Here is a 19,506-nt window from a genome sequence, read left to right on the forward strand (position 1 = left end):
GGGTTTATTTGAGATGCTTATTTTTAAGAGTATGCTTTTATTTTAGGAATGTTTTGATCCGATGAGTCGAAAGCTCAGGTTGTGCTCACTCTTAAGTTGATGGGCATGGGTCCACTGGAGCAAGGGATTAGTTTGAACGAGGGAAGTATTACTGGTGTAGTGAATGTAGAGGATTTTGAGGGACCTTTACAAGGGAAATCATTTGTACATTTACTTCAAGAAATTATTCAAGCAAATGTATATGTTAATGTCCATACGAAATCACAAAAAAGAGGAGAAATAAGAGGGCGAGTTAGAAAAGTAAAGAAGTAGAGGAAAAGGCTGTCCATATGTTGGAACAGCCTTTTCTCATTATATAAGGTGCTAGTTTTAGCGATTATTGTCGGTAAATCGATATGTTTTGAAAATCGCTGATATAATCTGAGTTGCGCCGATATAACTCACGTTACGGTCGATATTTTTAAAAACGGCCTCAATTAATTTTTAACAGGCTGATTTTTAATAAAGAAGTCCATAACGTAAAATACTTCGTCATCAGGTATTTGTATTTCAAATGTATTTTCAATTGGTTGCAATGCTTTTTTTACTTTCATATACATCCAGTATTCATCTTGTCTCCTTTTCTCCTTATCAGGATGAGGAAGAAGGCTTTCTCCTTTTTGGAGACGGTCAACCATACAGCTCATATGCAGAATAACACCCATTAAGCTATCAGGAGTTAGCTGTAAGGAAATTAATTCTTGGATTGTATTTAATGCGTAACGAATTGTTTTAATCAGTAATGCCCCATCGTTACGTTGCATTTGTTGTTCAAGAATATCCGCCATTTTTGCATATGTTTCTTCATACGTAATTAATTCTTGAATGGGCTGAATCGCTGTGTAGTTTACGATGTCTTGGAAATGATATGTTAAGCACGGCACTTGCACATCGAAATTCGTGACGATACAAATGATGTTACGCTCTTTTTTTATGTTCTCGATCATTTTCGTTAAATCTTTTTCATGGACGATACTAATCGGAATAATTTCAATTAAGTCTTTATCAAATCGTAAATAGTTCTCTAACATTTTTTGAATAGCTAAAGCACTTCCTTCACCAGTTAAACAAGCTGTTAAAATAACAGATTTCATTGGAGAGAGAGGTTTTTTCTTTTCTTCTTGTACGTTTAAGTAAAATGGTGTTAAATTTTTTACTGTTTCATACAGCGCATCTAATGAATAACCGAGCTGAGCTTTTCGAGCTGCTTCTAGTGCATGTGGTGTGCTCGTCATCGAGAGAACACGTACAGGGATTTTGAACTCCGTTTCTAATATGTCACCGATATAAGCAAGTGACCCCATATCGACAAGTAAGAGAAGCCCATTTACATTTTGTAGTGTTTTCATATACACTTTCACACGTTCCAAGAAATCTTTCGGTGATTCGTGTAACGGCATATCAATACCGGTTACTTCCTCAATGCCGAGAAGTTCGTTTGCAACGTTTGCCATTTCAGTTGCGATGCCATTACCGTGTGCTAATATTAATACTTTTACTTCTGTTTGTGAGGCAGGAATTGGATCAACAACGAAGAACATTGTTAAAAAGCCAGCTTCATCAATAGGCATTGTTATTTGTAATTCTTCCTCCAGTAGTTGAATGCATTGCATGGCTACGGAAAAAGCTTCTTTATATTTCGTACGAATTTGATTTAATTGTGGGTGATGTATTTGTTTTCCGCTTTGTAAACGTTGTAGAGTTGTCTGTACATGTAAACTTAAAGCGAGAAATACTTTTTCATCAAACGTCTTAGATAAATGCTTTTCAGCAAGTTCCGCTATTTTTTCACATACGGAAACGATATTACGATCCACAATTTTAAAAACATTTTCATGGCTTGTTTTTTTGGATATTTGGTTAAAATATTGTACGAAAAAGCTTTGAACATCATTTTCTATTAGTAATTCTAATTCTTCCTCTTCAATACCACGTGCTTGAAGTTCTTCGTATTTATAGTCAATATAATCGTAAATAGAAGAGCGTTTTTCATCTTCTGTTTTATGATTACTCCAACCTTCCTCACCTGTAAATACAAATGTTTCATTTGGTATTTGGTATAAGTGACGGCTCTTTCTTTCAATGAACAACCCTTCTTTCATATACCAAGGTAAATCTGTACTTGAAACATAGACAGAATCACGTTTCTTTGTGACCAAATCAGAATAGGCTTTCGCACATGCAATTTGAACATCTGTTTTTAATTGACCGATGTTATTGGGACAATTGTAAAAGACGAAAGCACGCATTGCATTTGGGCTAACGTGAATGTCTTTTCGCAGACGAATTGCTTCATTTGTGAAAAATAGCTGTAGTAAAGCAAAGCGCTCTTTATGTGTACGCTCACGAAGTGGTGGCAGCGTAACAGTCATCGGTATACGTCTTGTAAATGTTTTTAATAAAAATGAATTTGGTTCTTCTGTTGTTGCAGTAATGATTAATACTTGTGCTTTACGTTCGTTCTCTGTTTCTCCAAGGCGGCGGTATACTCCGCGGTCAATAAAGGTGAAAAGCATTTCTTGTCCCTCTGGAGGCAGGCGATGTACTTCATCTAAGAAAAGAATTCCTTCATGTGCTTTTTCAATTAACCCTTTTTGATCACTTGCTCCTGTATAAGCTCCTTTTTTAATCCCAAATAATTGCCCGAGTAGTAACTGGGGATTATTTGCATAATCAGCACAGTTAAAGACGATAAATGGTGCATCTTTGGGAAGCTGTTCAACTTCAATTGCATATTCGTGCATTAAAGAAGCAAACATAGACTTTCCGACCCCTGTTTCTCCCAGTAGTAAAGTATGCATACCGTTTGGAGGATAGAGAATAGAAGCTTTCGCTTTTTCAATTGCAATTTTAAGGCTCGTATTTTCAATTGCAAATGTATCCAATGAAGTTATATCTTTTGAATGCGTTTCCAACGAAGTGTTCGTTTCTATGTAAAAACGAACAGGTCGCGTATTTGTTTTTAATAAACGTTTATCTTTTACAAGTTTGTTTAAATCGCTACTTACATTGGCGCGATCTAGTTGCAGAAATGTAGCGAGTTCTGATGCGGTTACACCTTCTGTATAATTGCCTTTTTGTATTGCGTTAAAAATGAGATCTATTCGTTTCATTTCTATTCACCTCGAAACTTCATCACTATTTAAAATTTTACACAAAAATGGGAAGGGTGGGAAGAGAAAAATAAAACAGCTTTAGCACATAGGCACTAAAGCTGTTACAATCTTGTGTCTTTCCAAAAATTTACCTTGAGATGAGAAGAAGGATTATAGGGAAGAAGTTTGTATCCTTGTGACTGTAAGTAATCAATTACTTTTGGCAGTATTTGTACGGTTACACTCGAATCATGCATTAAAATGACTTCGACTTGTTCATCACTTTGATTACGTACTCTTTCGAGTATGGCAGAAGGATTGTCATAGCTTTTCCAGTCGTATGTATCGATCGTCCAATCCCACATTTTATACTGGGCCGATACAAGTGCGTCACGGTAATTCTTCTTTAAATAAGGCATACTACCATATGGAACGCGAACGAGATGTGTATTTAATTTCGTAACTTGCTGGACAATGCTTTGTGTTTGCTCCATTTCTGCAATTAAAGTGGAAGGGTCACCAGTGTAAAGGCGTTTTACATCATGTGACATACTGTGAAGTCCGATATAATGTCCGTCTTTAATTAATCGTTGCATTGTCTTTTTATAATGTGGTACTTTTCCACCAATAACAAAGAAAGTTGCTTTTCCGTTCTTTTCTTTTAAGATGTTTAAAATTTGTGTAGTATATTTGTTTGGTCCGTCATCAAATGTTAAGTACGCAATTTTTTGTGTAGGAGAAGTTGTTTCAGTATTTGGATGATATTCAGCAGGAATAACAGTTGTTGCTTCAGTATTAGATGATACGTACATAGTAATCGTTAAAAATAAAATAATACATTGAAATACTCGCTTGATCATAACATTCACCCTCAGTTTGACAATCAAGATGTAAAAAAGAAAACTTGATACTTTTCTTATTATGTATATCTTTCTCCAATAGAGGAACTCTCAAACAATCTATATTTTGGAAATATAAAATGAGAATAAAAAATAGCATCCTCTTATAAGAAAGAGGATGCTATTTGAATATTTCATAATTGAAAAGGCTATACTACAATTAGTCTTCGCGTTTTTTCACTTTTTTATAAAAGGAAATGATTGGTTTGTAGCGTTCATGTACAAGCCCGATTATTTCAGCGATGATTTCTGTGAAGAAAATCAAAGCGAAAAGAAGAATAATGGATAACCATAACGTTGCAGTAGTAAAAATAATGGCATTTACACTAAAGAAAATACCGAATGCGTATATAATTAGTACCGTTTTGCGATGAGAGAATCCCATTGCAAGTAAGCGGTGATGTAAATGCGATTTATCTGGTGCTGAAATAGGTTTTTTATTTACGATACGACGGATGATTGCAAATATCGTATCAAATATAGGTACACCTAAAATGATAATTGGAACGATAAAACTGAATAACGTTACACTTTTGTATAATCCAAGTAACGATATAACAGAAATACAGTATCCTAAAAATAGTGCTCCTGTATCTCCCATGAAAATTTTTGCTGGATGGAAGTTGTAGAATAAAAATCCAATTGTACTTGCTAATATAATTAATGCAAGTGGCAAGATAATAGCTGTTCCAGTACCCCATGGGCTAGTGAAGGCCATATATGCTAGCGTTGCAAGTACGATAGATGAAATCCCAGCAGATAATCCATCTAAGCCGTCAATTAAGTTGATTGCATTCGTAATACCTACAAGCCAAAATACTGTAATTGGATAAGCAAGCCATCCAAGTTCAGTATCCCCAATGAATGGGATATATAATACTTGCACTAATAATCCACTTTTTACAATCATAATGGCAACTAACAGTTGTCCACCGAATTTTACTCTCGCAGATAACTCGTACATATCATCTAAAATTCCGATGATTACAATGATAATTGCACCTAGCGTTATCGATAACATTCTTTGCTCATATAAGCCACCGACAACAAATCCTACAGCTACACCAATAAATATTGCTAACCCGCCAAGACGTGGCATAATCTTTTGGTGCACTTTACGTGCGTTTGGCTTATCTGTCGCTCCTATTTTAAAAGCTAATTTAATAACTAAAGGAGTAACGACAAGTACAGTGATGAAAGATGCCAAAATGGCATAAATCACTTGTGAGTCCATTAATACCCCACCCTTTATAGTCTAACGTAATTTTTTTTTTGAAAATATATTTATCTGAAAATTATGATGTTTGTTTACAGGCTCATAACATATGGTATCACAAAAAGATTAGAATTCAATCTTTTTTTCTTTTTACGGTTAATGGAAGCGAATAAAATATATGACAATTGTATATAGAATGTTGAATCATATAAGAAGGTTAATCGTACTGGACTTCGGAATGTGACATTTTCTCTTTTTCTTCGATAGTGAATACTTTTATTTCAGTATTATAAGTGTTGCACGTAGAAATGAGTAAGTCTCGTGTTAAAATGTGGGAATTTATCACGCGTGACCTGGCAGCCTCATTCTCACTGATTAAGTTTTACTTTATAGTGCATTTAATTTTACAAAAACTTTAAAAAAAGTAAGGGAAGTAATTCATATAATGAAAAAGGAAAAGGGTTTTCTCATTTTTAACGTGAGAGGGGGAAGCGCAGGGAGAGTTCTATAGGTCATATCTTTTCTATTGTAAATTCCTGTGCGAAAAGGAAATGAAAATTACGATAGTAGGTACTGGATATGTTGGGTTGATTACAGGAGTAGGATTGGCAAAATTAGGGCATTCAGTTACATGTTTTGATATAGATAATGAAAAAATTGAACGGATAAAACAAGGGGATTTACCTATTTATGAGGTTAGATTACATGAATTAATAAATTATGCATATGAGAATAATGCTTTAACTTTTACATCAAATAAAGAAGAGGCATTTGATGATGTAGAGTTTATATTTATTGCAGTTGGAACACCGCCTTTATTAGATGGGACGGCAGATTTAACGTATATTCAGAGTGCTTGTAACGATATTGGATTATATGCGACGAACGATATTATTGTTGTTACGAAAAGTACAGTTCCAGTAGGTACAAATGATGTAATGAAGGGATGGATTGAGGAGAAGTTAAAAGGGAGGCATACAGTACATATCGTATCGAATCCAGAGTTTTTGCGTGAAGGTTCAGGTATTTATGATTTCTTTCATGGAGATCGTATTGTAATTGGAGCGGATAGTGAGGAAGTAGCAAGAAGAGTAGAGAGTTTGTATAGTGAATTATGTTTAGAAACGTATGTTACAGATATTAAAAGTGCAGAGATGATTAAATACGCGTCGAATGCCTTTTTAGCTACAAAGATTAGTTTCATTAATGAAATTTCAAATATATGTGAGAAGGTAGGCGCGAATGTATTGGATGTTGCCAAAGGGATGGGAATGGATAAGAGAATTGGTGCATCTTTTTTAAATGCGGGCATTGGCTACGGAGGTTCGTGTTTTCCGAAAGATACGAAAGCACTGGTACAAATTGCGGGAAATGTTGCTCATGATTTTCGTTTGTTAAAAGCGGTTATTGAAGTAAATAATAAGCAGCAGCTGCTATTGATTGAAAAAGCCAAAAAAGTTATGAATATGAATAAAAAGCGGATTGCAGTTCTTGGCGCATCCTTTAAACCGAATACGGATGATATTAGAGAAGCATCATCTCTTATTATAATAGAAGCATTACTTAATATAGGTGCAGATATTGCTCTTTACGACCCAAAAGCAATTCAATATGTGAAAAATATATTTGGAGATGCTATACAATATAGTAGATGTATAGATGAATCGATTAGAGATGCGAGTGCGGCTTTTATCGTAACAGAATGGAAAGATATTCAAGCATATCCGTTAGAAAAGTACGTACAACTTATGAGGGAGCCTATTTTATTTGATGGGAGAAATTGTTATACTGATGAAGATGTTAAGAAACAAAAGATAGATTATTACTCGGTGGGAAGAAAAAGTATTTGTAATAGAAAAGTTTCTGTTATGCGTTAAAAAGGAAAGTACTCATGCATATTTTTATATGTCATAATAGAAGCTGTAATTAGTGAAAGAAAAGAGGCAATCACATGACTGAACGTTTAAAAGTAATGACAATTTTCGGGACACGTCCAGAAGCAATTAAAATGGCACCTCTTGTATTAGAGTTGCAAAAACACCCAGAAAAAATTGAATCGATTGTGACTGTAACAGCACAACATCGCCAAATGTTAGATCAAGTATTAAGTATCTTTGGAATTACGCCAGATTTCGATTTAAACATCATGAAAGACCGCCAAACTTTAATTGATGTTACAACGCGTGGTTTAGAAGGTTTGGATAAAGTAATGAAAGAAGCGAAGCCGGATATTGTACTTGTACATGGTGATACAACAACAACATTTATTGCAAGCTTAGCTGCTTTTTATAATCAAATTCCAGTAGGTCATGTTGAGGCGGGCCTTCGTACGTGGGATAAGTATTCTCCATATCCAGAAGAGATGAATCGTCAATTAACAGGTGTAATGGCGGATCTTCATTTCTCACCAACAGCAAAATCAGCAACGAACTTACAGAAGGAAAATAAAGATGAGTCACGTATTTTCATTACAGGAAATACAGCGATTGACGCGTTACAAACGACTGTAAAAGAAACATATAGTCATCCTGTACTAGAGAAACTTGGAAATGATCGTCTTGTACTTATGACAGCTCACCGCCGTGAAAACTTAGGTGAACCGATGCGTAATATGTTCCGTGCAATTAAGCGTCTTGTTGATAAGCATGAAGATGTACAAGTTGTGTACCCTGTTCATATGAACCCTGTTGTTCGTGAAATAGCAAATGAAATTTTAGGTGAACATAACCGTATTCATTTAATTGAGCCGCTAGATGTAATTGATTTCCACAATGTTGCAGCTCGTTCATACTTAATGTTAACGGATTCTGGTGGTGTACAAGAAGAAGCTCCATCACTTGGGGTACCAGTTCTTGTTCTTCGTGATACAACAGAGCGTCCTGAAGGTATTGAAGCAGGTACGCTGAAATTAGCAGGAACAGACGAAGAGACAATCTTTGGTCTTGCAGATGAGTTGTTATCAGATAAAGAAGCTCATGATAAGATGGCGAAAGCATCTAACCCTTACGGTGATGGTCGTGCATCAGAGCGTATTGTAGAAGCGATTTTACAACACTTTAATAAGTAAATAAAAAAAGGCCCAATCGGATAGATTGGGCCTTTTTTTACGGCTGATTGCGCATAATCCACTCTGCATGAGCATTTGTAGAAGGTGGCGGATCAGTTGGTGTGTTATTTTGGTTTGTCTCTTTTTTTGTTTGTTCGTTAGAGGTAGAACTTGAATTTGAATCAGGATTTGAGTTGTTTTTTGTAGTTGGTTTTTTTGCTTTTTCTCCTAATTCTTTTTCAATTTCGTTACGCACCGTTTCTACACTGATTGGATCTGGAAGGAAGTAATAAATACCGCCTATCTTTTTGTCTTCGCCTTCAAGCTTTAACGTTTGCATTGTAGAAGGATCAAATCCAGAAAGTTTATTGTAAAGAGCAAGTCCGTCTGAAATAGGAATGTCGGTTTTTATATATTTTCCAACGACAGCTGTTAAATCTTTAATTTTAAATACAGTAGAGGTGGAGTTTAGTTTATGAGCAACAGCGGCCAGTAATTGTCTTTGTCTAGCAGCTCGACCATAATCGCCATTTGGATCTTGCTTTCGCATACGGACGTAAGCAAGTGCTTCTTCACCGTTTAAGTTTTGCTGTCCTTGCTTAAATTGAATTTTTTTGTAGTAATCCACGTCAGAGCGCTCCCAGAAATCGAAGGGTACGTCAACGGTAACGCCGCCAACAGCATCAACGATACCTTTAAAGCCTTGGAAATCAATTTTCAGATAATGGTCTACAGGAACTTTTAGAAAGCCTTCGACAGTTTTGATTGCCATTTCTTCTCCGCCGTAAGCATGGGCAGCGTTAATTTTGTCTTCCTTATTTTTGCCAACAATTTTAACTCGAGAATCACGAGGAATACTCATAAGTGAAATCTTTTGCGTTTTTGGATTGACTGTTGCAAACATTAATGAGTCTGTACGACCATTTTGACCATCTGTCGCATAATCTTCTATACCCATAATGAGAATTGTAAAAGGTTCTTTTGTAATTTCTACATCTTTGTTTCTTAAATCTGATTTTTCACGAGTAAAACCACTATACATCCCCATAAGAGAAGAGTAAGAATTTAACACATAAACTCCTATGCTGCCAAATAAAAATGCGAAAATAAGGAAGAAGAAAAGTTTCCTTCTTCGCTTCTTTTTTATTCTGCTATTTTGGAGATGATAATAACGTTCTTCCATATATAATCTCCTTAGTTCGTTAGTTCATTTGTAGGGAAGTAATTCACTACATTAATCTTTGAAGGTGATAAATTGGTTATGCTTAGATAACATCTTGTTCTAAGTACAACATATCTCCTTCTGTAATTGTACATTTCCCGTTTGTTAATTCAATCATCCAATCTGTAAATGCTTGTTTGCGGTCTTCTTCTACATACGTATCAAATGTGACATTTTCTAGATAATGTATATCTTTAATGGCATATTTTGAATTGCGTAATTCATTTTCCACTTTGCCAAGTAATGTGTAATCAATCTCGGTTTGCATCACACGCATTAGTTTTCGCTGGACAACACCGACATGATTAATGCCTTCGCTTGTACACTTTCCATATGCACGAATTAATCCACCTGCACCAAGTTTAATGCCACCAAAATAGCGTGTTACGACAACGACGGTATCTTTTAGTCCACGTTTTTTAAGTACTTCCAGCATTGGTACGCCAGCTGTACCGCTAGGCTCACCGTCATCATTTGCTTTTTGAATATGATCTTGTTCGCCAATTAAATAAGCGGAACAATTATGTGTTGCATTCCAATGTTGTTTTTTTATTTTTTGTATAAATTCTTGAGCCTCTTCCTCAGTCGTTGCTCGGCTAATATAACAAATAAATCTTGATTTTTGAATGACGATTTCGTGTTCGCCGTAGTCTTTGATTGTTAAATATTGTAATAGCACTTGTGTACGCCCCTATCTATCAAAATGACTAGTACTTTCCATTTTAAAAGCGAGCCTTTTTATATTCAAACATTTTTTCTAAATATGCTGAAGTTTTTGGTGAGTATTTTATCTTTTTGTTGTAATTTGTCGAGATGGTAGGTATAATTTCAACCGGCATTTTCATGTATGGATGCACCATTTGTAGTTTTCGTGTAAAATTAGGAAATAAAACTTTTTATAAGGCAGGTACGAAAATGAAAATAGCTATTGTTACTGATAGTACGGCATATATACCGAAGCAAATTCGTGATGAACTCAATATATATATGATTCCATTAAACGTTGTGTTTGGAACAGAATCTTATCAAGAAGAAGCTGAAATTTCAGCAGATGATTTTTATGTGAAAGTACGTGAACAAGAGGAACTTCCAAAAACTTCTCAACCAGCAATCGGAAAGTTTGTTGAGCTATATGAAGAACTAGCTAAAGATTATGATGCAGTTATTAGTATTCACCTATCAAGTGGAATTAGTGGTACATATCAAACATCAACGACAGCTGGACAGATGGTAGAGGGTATTGATGTATACACGTATGACTCTGAAATTAGTTGTGAAGTACAAGGATTTTATGTGCGTGAAGGTGCAAAGTTAGCAAGTGAAGGAAAGAACCCAAAAGAGATTATCGCTCGTTTTGATGAAATGAAGAAAACGATGGACGCCTATTTTGTAGTTGATGATTTACATCATTTACAACGTGGTGGTCGATTGAATAGCGCGCAAGCTTTCATCGGCAGTCTGTTACAAGTGAAGCCAGTTCTATATTTTAGAGATAAAATCATTATTCCGTTTGAAAAGATTCGTACACGTAAAAAAGCATTAAAACGTATCATTGAAATTTTTGATGAGCAAGCAAGTAAAGGTGTACCTATGGAAGCAGTTATCATTCATGCGCAACGTGAAGAAGAAGCGAATGAATGGAAGAAAGAATTAGAAGCAAAATATCCTCACGTCACAATTCGTACAGGTTATTTTGGAGCTGTAATTGGTACGCACTTAGGTGAAGGTGCATTAGGTCTTGGATGGTATACGAAGTAATAAAGATATAAAAAGCTCTCTTTTTAAGAGGGTTTTTTTACGGGTATGTTACGTTTAGTTGACAAGTTAATATTTGGAAATGGTAAAATGTACGTAAAATAAAATAATGAGGAAAGTTTTATAACTTACTTTTTACAAGAAACTATATTATAATAGAAGAGAGGTGAAACATATGGAGCATAATTCTTGTTTATGTCCAAAGTTTGAGTCAGCTTTTACTCTGCTTAGTAAGAAGTGGACTGGCTTAATTATTAAATCTTTGCTTGAAGAGTCGAAACGTTTTAGAGAAATCGCAGATATTATCCCAAATATGAGCGATCGTATGTTGTCAGAGCGTTTGAAGGAATTGGAAAGCGAGGGCATTGTAGTTCGTAATGTCTATCCAGAAGTACCAGTTCGAATCGAGTATGGCTTAACTGACAAGGGAAAAGCGTTAGAAAGTGTTATGGATGAGGTCCAAAATTGGGCTGAGAAATGGATGAAGTAGCATTTCATTTGTATTCGTATATTTAATAAAACGTAAGGGATTCCTTACGTTTTTTCTTTGTTTATAGAAGTGAGAAAAGTATATAAATTTCTACACATACATACAAAAATATACGCATTTTGCGCTAGAGCTACATATAATATTACATTTGTTTTACAAAAACGTAACATTAGCAAAAAAAATCCCGAATTATGGTATAAATTTTATAGGTTATATACGGAAAAAGAAAAAAGAAAGCGGTGTAAAAAATAAAATGAAAAAGCTAAAAATGGCATCTTGTGCATTAGTTGCAGGGTTAATGTTTTCTGGGCTAACACCAAATGTATTTGCAGAAGATAAAATTTCTGACGTGAAATCACAAATTAATACACAAAATGACACTTTACATAAACAACAACAAGAACGTGATGAATTACAAAAGCAAATGAATGACTTAAACAAAACAATTCAAGGTTTAGATAAATCTGTTCAAGAGAATGCTGCAAAGCTTGATGAAACAATGAAAAAAGTTTCTGATACTGAGCAATTAATTGAAAAGAAAAATAAAGATATTGCAGAATTACAAACAAAGATTGCAAAACGTGAAGAGCTATTAAGAAAGCGTTTAGTTGCACTTCAAGAACAACCAAATACGAACGTTGTAACAGAAGTTCTTGTAAACTCTAAAAACATTGCAGATTTAGTTGATCGTTTAACTTCTGTTTCTAAAATTCTTGAGTCTGATGAAGATATCATGAAAACACAACAAGAAGATCAAGCTAGTGTGAAAAAAGATGTTGCAACGGTAAAAGAGAAACAAAAAGAATTAAAAGAAGCACAAGCTCAAATTGAAACTGCTAAGAAAGATCTTGACGCTGAAAAAGCGAAAAAAGAAACTGCAGTAAATGATTTAAGCGGTAAAATGGAAACAGTTGTAACTACAATGACAAGTACGGAAAGCCAATTAAAAGAGCTTGAACAACAGGCATTAAAATTACAACAAATTGCTGAAAAAGAAGCGCAAGAAAAAGCTGCACAAGAAGCTGCTGCTCAAAAGCAAGCAGAGCGAGCTGCTAAAGACGCGCAAGCTCAGCCAGCACAGCAACCAGCGGCGGCTCAACCAGCACAAACGCAAGCTCAACCAGCAGCTCCAGCAAATAATGCTGTACAAGCTCCAAAAGAAGAGTCTAAAAAAGAAGAACCTAAAAAAGAAGAAGCGAAAAAACCAGCACCAGTAGTAACAAATGATGGTGGCGGAAGACAAGATGTTGTTGAAAAAGCTAAAGGCTTAGTAGGTCTAAAATACGTATGGGGTAGTGCGTCAATTTCAAACGGTGGTTTTGACTGCAGTGGTTTAATCTCTTACGTTTACGGTTTAGGTCGTCAAGATACTAGAAGTCTATGGAGTTCTGTACAAAGAATCAGCCCATCTGAAGCAAAACCAGGAGACCTTATCTTCTTACAAGGCACATATAGAGCGGGCGTATCTCACGTTGGAATTTACATTGGTGGCGGTCAAATGATTCATGCTGCTGATGAGTCAACAGGCGTTGCTTATGGTAGCGTAAATAGCTCTTACAACCAAAAACATTTCTTAGGTTACGGAAGATTATAGAATTATAATTCAATAAAAAAAGTGTATAAAGTCGATAGCTTACTATTTTATAAGTAGGTTATCGGCTTTTTTGAGTTTTTACGAGATGATGAGAAAGGTTTATAGTAGTGCTGGAGGTGATTGTTGATGGTAGCGGGGAAACAGTTGCTATTAGACGAACTTTCTTCAGATTTACAGAGGGAATTAAATGATTTGAAAAAGAAGGGAGAGGTCGTCTGTGTACAAGGTGTAAAAAAGAAGGCTTCTAAATATGTATGTCAGCGCTGTGGAAATATAGAACAGCGGCTATTTGCGTCGTTTTTATGTAAAAGATGCAGTAAAGTGTGCACATATTGCCGGAAGTGTATAACGATGGGGAGGGTAAGTGAATGTGCTTTACTTGTTCGCGGGATTGCTGAAAGAAAGAGAGAAAAGAATTTAAACTTGTTACGGTGGAGCGGAACGTTGTCTACTGGTCAGAATTTGGCGGCGCAAGGAGTTATAGAGGCTATTAAGCGAAAAGAATCATTTTTTATTTGGGCTGTATGCGGGGCTGGGAAAACAGAGATGTTGTTTTACGGTATTAACGAAGCGCTTCAAAAAGGAGAAAGAGTTTGTATCGCAACGCCGAGAACGGATGTTGTTCTGGAATTAGCACCGAGATTACAAGAAGTATTTCCATATATAAAGGTAGCGGCTTTATATGGAGGGAGTGTGGATAAAGAAAAAGATGCAGTACTAGTCGTTGCAACCACGCATCAATTATTGCGTTATTATAGGGCGTTTCATGTCATGGTTGTAGATGAGATAGATGCTTTTCCATATTGTGCAGATCAAATGTTACAGTACGCGGTAAAACAAGCGATGAAAGAAAGAGCGGCGCATATTTATTTAACTGCGACTCCAGATGAAACGTGGAAGCGAAAATTTAGAAGAGGTGAACAAAAAGGTGTTATTGTTTCTGGACGATATCACCGTCATCCGTTGCCAGTTCCTCTATTTTGCTGGTGCGGAAATTGGAAGAAAAGCCTCAACCGTGAAAGAATTCCTCGAGTTTTACTACAATGGTTAAAGATGTACTTAAACAAAAAGTATCCTGTTTTTTTATTCGTTCCCCATGTACGATATATAGAAGAAATAAGCTCGTTATTGAAATCATTGCATAATAAAGTTGAAGGGGTACATGCAGAAGATCCGATGAGAAAAGAGAAAGTCGCAGCGTTCAGAAAGGGAGAAATCCCATTATTAGTTACAACGACAATTTTAGAGAGAGGCGTAACGGTGAAAAATTTGCAAGTTGCAGTTTTAGGGGCGGAAGAAGAAATATTTTCAGAAAGTGCGCTCGTACAAATTGCGGGCCGAGCAGGGCGGAGCTTTGAAGCACCGTATGGAGAGGTCATTTATTTTCACTATGGCAAGACAGAGGCGATGGTGCGCGCGAAAAAACATATTCAAGGTATGAATAAAAATGCGAAAAAACAAGGAATGATCGATTAATGCATTGTTTACTTTGTGATGAGTGTTTTATAGAAACGGTTAGTTGGTACACTTTTTTTGTAAAGTGTCATAGAAAATATATATGTGATAGATGTGAGCAGAAACTTTCCTATATTATAGGAGAAATTTGCATGGAGTGTGGGCGACCTTTAGAATTTGTTCCTGCCTCATTTCAAGAAGACGGTATTTGTATAGATTGTATAAGGTGGATGAAAGAGGAGAAGTATCGTTCTTTTAAAAACCGTTCGTTATATATGTATGATGATGAGATGAAAGAAATAGTAGCGCAGTTTAAGTTTCGGGGGGATGCAAAGTTAGTGCACATTTTTTATTGTCCTTTTCGAAGTTTATTTCAAAAGTATTTTGCCAATGTTTCAACCGTTATCGCTGTTCCGCTTAGTAAGGAAAGGGAAGTTGAACGTGGTTTTAATCAAGCTGAGTTATTAGCAACTTGTTTGCCTGTCAAAATTTCTTATCCATCATTAAGAAGAAGGGAAACAGAAAAGCAAAGTAAGAAGACACGTAAAGAAAGGGTGTCAGGAAGCAATCCTTTTTATTTTCAGGGAGAAGAGATGTTTTCTGGGCAACATATTTTACTCGTTGATGACGTGTATACGACAGGGATTACAGTTAGGCAAATCGGAAGTTTGTTATATGAAAGAGGGGCAAGGGAAGTATCTAGTTTGACACTTTGTAGAAGTTAATATGGCAGTGTCGAAAGGGATAAGAAAAAGGCGATAAGTCTTCTTTGACTTCATATGTTGTCATTCGTTATAGTCAAAATATGGGGCGAATACCCTGATTTTTAGAGTGAAGGGAATGGAATGAACATGCAAGGAAGAGTGAAATGGTTCAATGCAGAAAAGGGATTTGGGTTTATTGAGCGTGAAGATGGTGACGATGTATTTGTCCATTTTTCTGCTATTCAACAAGATGGGTATAAGTCATTGGAAGAAGGGCAACAAGTAGAGTTTGACATTGTAGATGGAGCACGTGGACCACAAGCAGCTAATGTTGTGAAACTGTAGGGTATATTGTTTTGGGAAGAGAAAGCTGCGTTTGTGGCAACGTTATATATATGTAGTAGAACCTCTTGTTTTTCGCAAGGGGTTTTTGTTATAGGGTAAGTTGTCAAAAAGTTGTTTCTTTTCTGTAACGAATTGTCCACAGAAATATTCGTTATTCACGATGTTAATAGGATAAAATAAAGATAGAAACGATGCATCTTTTCATTTCAACAAAAAACGATAAAAAAATCGCAATTCCACTAATTTTTTTAAAAAAGTTAGAAGGAGTTTTTAAGCCAATGTCGAAATTATAGTACATAGGCTTGAAAGGAGGAATTCATCTATGAAATTCAACATTCGTGGTGAAAATATTGAAGTAACTCCAGCATTAAAGGAATATGTAGAGAAAAAACTAAGTAAGTTAGAGCGTTATTTTGATACATTCCCAGAGATTAAAGTTAATTTAAAAGTATACTCTGACAAGCAACGTGTCGAGGTAACAATTCCATTTACTGATTTATTACTTCGTGCAGAAGAAACTAATAGCGATATGTACGCTGCTATCGATTTAGTAGTTGATAAAATTGAGCGACAAATTCGTAAACATAAAACAAAAGTAAATCGTAAGTTACGTGAGAAAGGTTCTATAAAAACGAACTTTATCCTTCCAGAAGCAGTAGCTGTTTTGGATGAGGTAGAAGAAGATGAATTAGAACTTGTACGTACAAAACGATTCGATTTAAAGCCGATGGACGTTGAAGAGGCAATCCTACAAATGGATATGCTAGGACATAATTTCTTCGTCTTCACAAATGCTGATACAAACGAAACTAATTTTGTATATGGCCGTAAAGATGGGAAATACGGTTTAATCGAAACTAAATAATAATTCGAAAGCGCAGCCAAATGAGGCTGCGCTTTTTTTGCTGAAAATAGATTTTTAAAAAACTTTTCTTAATTTAGAACGAGACAATCGGCCGATTGTTGTCATAGTTATAAGACAAGTGTTACAATTATCATTAGGTATATACATTTTAGTTTTTTAATTAGGAGAAAAATTGGCATAACATACATTTGATTTTTATAACGACTGATTGTAATAGAGAAAAAGAAAAACAATCGGAAGTTTTATTTTAATAAAAAGAGGAGCGTATTTCCTATGATCGGTATTTTAAAAAAGGTGTTTGATGTAAATCAACGCCAAATTAAACGTATGCAAAAGACAGTTGAGCAAATTGATGCATTAGAGTCATCTATTAAGCCACTAACTGATGAACAATTAAAAGGAAAGACGCTTGAATTTAAAGAACGTCTAACAAAAGGTGAAACAGTAGATGATTTACTACCTGAAGCTTTTGCAGTTGTTCGCGAAGCGGCAACTCGTGTTCTTGGAATGCGTCCATATGGCGTACAGTTAATGGGTGGTATTGCCTTACATGAAGGGAATATTTCTGAGATGAAAACGGGTGAAGGTAAAACGTTAACATCTACATTACCTGTATATTTAAATGCTTTAACAGGAAAAGGTGTTCACGTTGTTACAGTCAATGAATATTTAGCACAACGTGATGCGAGCGAAATGGGACAACTTCATGAGTTCCTTGGCTTAACGGTAGGAATTAACTTAAATAGTATGTCACGCGAAGAGAAACAAGAGGCTTATGCTGCTGATATTACGTATAGCACAAATAATGAGCTTGGATTCGATTACTTACGTGATAACATGGTTTTATATAAAGAGCAGTGCGTTCAACGTCCACTTCACTTTGCTATTATCGATGAAGTCGATTCTATTTTAGTCGATGAAGCACGTACGCCGCTTATTATTTCAGGACAAGCTCAAAAATCAACAGAGCTATACATGTTTGCAAATGCATTTGTTCGTACGTTAGAAAATGAAAAAGATTATTCATTTGATGTGAAAACGAAAAATGTAATGCTAACAGAAGATGGTATTACGAAAGCAGAGAAAGCTTTCCATATTGAAAACTTATTCGATTTAAAACATGTAGCACTTCTTCACCATATTAATCAGGGGCTTCGTGCACACGTTGTGATGCATCGTGATACAGATTATGTTGTACAAGAAGGCGAAATCGTAATTGTAGACCAATTCACTGGTCGTCTTATGAAAGGTCGTCGTTATAGCGAAGGATTACACCAAGCGATTGAAGCAAAAGAAGGTGTAGAAATTCAAAATGAAAGCATGACGCTTGCAACAATTACATTCCAGAACTACTTCCGTATGTATGAAAAATTATCTGGTATGACTGGTACAGCGAAAACAGAGGAAGAGGAATTCCGTAACATTTACAATATGAACGTTATTGTAATTCCGACAAACAAACCGATTATTCGTGATGATCGTGCCGATTTAATCTTTAAATCAATGGAAGGTAAGTTCAATGCTGTTGTTGAGGATATTGTAAATCGTCATAAAAAAGGACAACCTGTTCTTGTAGGTACAGTTGCAATTGAAACTTCAGAGCTTATTTCAAAAATGTTAACGCGTAAAGGTGTACGTCATAACATCTTAAATGCGAAAAACCATGCTCGTGAAGCAGATATCATTGCAGAGGCTGGTATGAAAGGTGCTGTAACAATCGCGACGAACATGGCAGGTCGTGGTACAGATATTAAGCTTGGAGACGATGTGAAAAACGTTGGTTTAGCAGTTATCGGTACAGAGCGTCACGAAAGTCGTCGTATTGATAATCAGTTACGTGGTCGTGCTGGTCGTCAAGGGGACCCTGGTGTTACGCAGTTCTACTTATCGATGGAAGATGAATTAATGCGCCGATTTGGTTCAGATAATATGAAAGCAATGATGGACCGCCTTGGTATGGATGATTCTCAGCCGATTGAAAGTAAAATGGTTTCTCGTGCGGTAGAATCTGCACAAAAACGTGTTGAAGGAAATAACTATGATGCACGTAAGCAGTTACTGCAATATGATGATGTACTTCGTCAACAACGTGAAGTTATTTACAAACAGCGTCAAGAGGTAATGGAGTCTGACAACTTACGCGGCATTATTGAAGGTATGATGAAATCTACAGTAGAACGTGCTGTTGCCCTTCATACACAAGAGGAAATTGAAGAAGATTGGAACATTAAAGGTCTTGTTGACTACTTAAATACAAACCTTCTTCAAGACGGAGATGTAAAAGAAGAAGAATTACGTCGCCTTGCTCCTGAGGAAATGAGCGAGCCAATTATTGCGAAATTAATTGAGCGATACAATGAAAAAGAAAAGCTTATGCCAGAAGAGCAAATGCGTGAGTTTGAGAAGGTTGTTGTATTCCGCGTTGTAGATACGAAATGGACAGAGCATATTGATGCGATGGATCACCTTCGTGAAGGTATTCATTTACGTGCTTACGGTCAAATCGATCCACTTCGTGAGTACCAAATGGAAGGATTCGCGATGTTCGAGTCAATGGTTGCTTCTATTGAAGAGGAAATTTCTCGTTACATTATGAAAGCTGAAATTGAACAAAACTTAGAACGTCAAGAAGTTGTTCAAGGTGAAGCTGTTCATCCTTCTAGCGATGGCGAAGAAGCAAAGAAAAAGCCAGTTGTAAAAGGTGACCAAGTGGGCCGCAACGATTTATGTAAATGTGGTAGCGGTAAAAAATATAAAAACTGCTGTGGTATCGTTCAGTAA

The 19,506-nt window shown here is 35.9% G+C and carries 15 protein-coding genes and 1 pseudogene; 11 read left to right on the plus strand and 5 right to left on the minus strand.

Going from position 1 to position 19,506, the window contains the following annotated elements; all coding sequences use genetic code 11:
- Positions 1-108 precede the first annotated feature (108 nt).
- Positions 109-312, plus strand: a pseudogene (gene exsM / locus MR168_RS17365) (exosporium regulatory protein ExsM); the annotation flags it as partial.
- Positions 313-476: 164 nt separating this feature from the next.
- Here the strand turns inward: exsM and MR168_RS17370 are convergent.
- The 3 genes from MR168_RS17370 to MR168_RS17380 form a co-directional block, all read right to left on the minus strand.
- The gene (locus MR168_RS17370; protein WP_000820967.1) at positions 477-3,152 is read right to left on the minus strand and encodes a sigma-54-dependent transcriptional regulator; all 2,676 of its coding nucleotides are present in this window, start codon (positions 3,150-3,152) and stop codon (positions 477-479) included.
- 104 nt (positions 3,153-3,256) lie between these two features.
- Entirely contained in the window at positions 3,257-3,994 is a 738-nt protein-coding gene (locus tag MR168_RS17375) for a polysaccharide deacetylase family protein (RefSeq protein ID WP_000597149.1), read from the minus strand.
- 199 nt (positions 3,995-4,193) lie between these two features.
- On the minus strand, positions 4,194-5,267 hold the full coding sequence (locus MR168_RS17380) for a glycosyltransferase family 4 protein (RefSeq protein ID WP_000378318.1): 1,074 nt from the start codon (positions 5,265-5,267) through the stop codon (positions 4,194-4,196).
- Positions 5,268-5,800: 533 nt separating this feature from the next.
- Between MR168_RS17380 and MR168_RS17385 the strand changes: the two genes are divergently transcribed.
- Both MR168_RS17385 and wecB read left to right on the plus strand, forming a co-directional pair.
- On the plus strand, positions 5,801-7,126 hold the full coding sequence (locus MR168_RS17385; protein WP_086412811.1) for a UDP-glucose dehydrogenase family protein: 1,326 nt from the start codon (positions 5,801-5,803) through the stop codon (positions 7,124-7,126).
- A gap of 74 nt (positions 7,127-7,200) precedes the next feature.
- Positions 7,201-8,316 carry a non-hydrolyzing UDP-N-acetylglucosamine 2-epimerase gene (wecB, locus tag MR168_RS17390; RefSeq protein WP_000140145.1) on the plus strand — a complete coding sequence of 372 codons (1,116 nt, stop codon included), beginning with the start codon at positions 7,201-7,203 and terminating at the stop codon, positions 8,314-8,316.
- A 37-nt stretch (positions 8,317-8,353) separates the two neighbouring features.
- Here the strand turns inward: wecB and MR168_RS17395 are convergent, their stop codons facing one another.
- Together MR168_RS17395 and MR168_RS17400 are read right to left on the minus strand one after the other, a co-directional pair.
- Positions 8,354-9,478: an LCP family protein gene (locus MR168_RS17395; protein ID WP_033696099.1), complete on the minus strand. Its 1,125-nt coding sequence runs from the start codon at positions 9,476-9,478 to the stop codon at positions 8,354-8,356.
- An 82-nt stretch (positions 9,479-9,560) separates the two neighbouring features.
- Positions 9,561-10,196, minus strand: coding sequence for a YigZ family protein (locus MR168_RS17400; protein WP_086412812.1), 636 nt, complete (start codon positions 10,194-10,196; stop codon positions 9,561-9,563).
- Between the two features lie 236 nt (positions 10,197-10,432).
- Here MR168_RS17400 and MR168_RS17405 point away from each other — a divergent pair, with 236 nt between their 5' ends.
- The 8 genes from MR168_RS17405 (at position 10,433) to secA (ending at position 19,506) form a co-directional block, all read left to right on the plus strand.
- Positions 10,433-11,275, plus strand: coding sequence for a DegV family protein (locus MR168_RS17405; RefSeq protein ID WP_000684725.1), 843 nt, complete (start codon positions 10,433-10,435; stop codon positions 11,273-11,275).
- Positions 11,276-11,447: 172 nt separating this feature from the next.
- The gene (locus MR168_RS17410) at positions 11,448-11,762 is read left to right on the plus strand and encodes a winged helix-turn-helix transcriptional regulator (protein ID WP_000400857.1); all 315 of its coding nucleotides are present in this window, start codon (positions 11,448-11,450) and stop codon (positions 11,760-11,762) included.
- A gap of 148 nt (positions 11,763-11,910) precedes the next feature.
- The gene (locus MR168_RS17415) at positions 11,911-13,356 is read left to right on the plus strand and encodes a C40 family peptidase (protein WP_140159432.1); all 1,446 of its coding nucleotides are present in this window, start codon (positions 11,911-11,913) and stop codon (positions 13,354-13,356) included.
- Between the two features lie 126 nt (positions 13,357-13,482).
- A complete protein-coding gene (gene comFA / locus MR168_RS17420; protein WP_086412813.1) occupies positions 13,483-14,832 on the plus strand; it encodes an ATP-dependent helicase ComFA in 1,350 nt (449 codons plus the stop codon).
- Entirely contained in the window at positions 14,832-15,536 is a 705-nt protein-coding gene (locus MR168_RS17425; RefSeq protein ID WP_086412814.1) for a ComF family protein, read from the plus strand. The genes comFA and MR168_RS17425 overlap by 1 nt, the downstream gene beginning before the upstream one ends.
- A 126-nt stretch (positions 15,537-15,662) precedes the next feature.
- Positions 15,663-15,860, plus strand: a complete 198-nt coding sequence (cspC, locus tag MR168_RS17430; RefSeq protein WP_001990088.1) for a cold shock protein CspC — start codon at positions 15,663-15,665, stop codon at positions 15,858-15,860.
- Positions 15,861-16,182: 322 nt separating this feature from the next.
- Entirely contained in the window at positions 16,183-16,725 is a 543-nt protein-coding gene (gene hpf / locus MR168_RS17435) for a ribosome hibernation-promoting factor, HPF/YfiA family (RefSeq protein ID WP_086412815.1), read from the plus strand.
- Between the two features lie 273 nt (positions 16,726-16,998).
- Positions 16,999-19,506, plus strand: coding sequence for a preprotein translocase subunit SecA (gene secA, locus MR168_RS17440; protein WP_000579387.1), 2,508 nt, complete (start codon positions 16,999-17,001; stop codon positions 19,504-19,506).

Source organism: Bacillus cereus group sp. BfR-BA-01356, assembly GCF_022663635.1.
GTDB lineage: Bacteria > Bacillota > Bacilli > Bacillales > Bacillaceae_G > Bacillus_A > Bacillus_A cereus.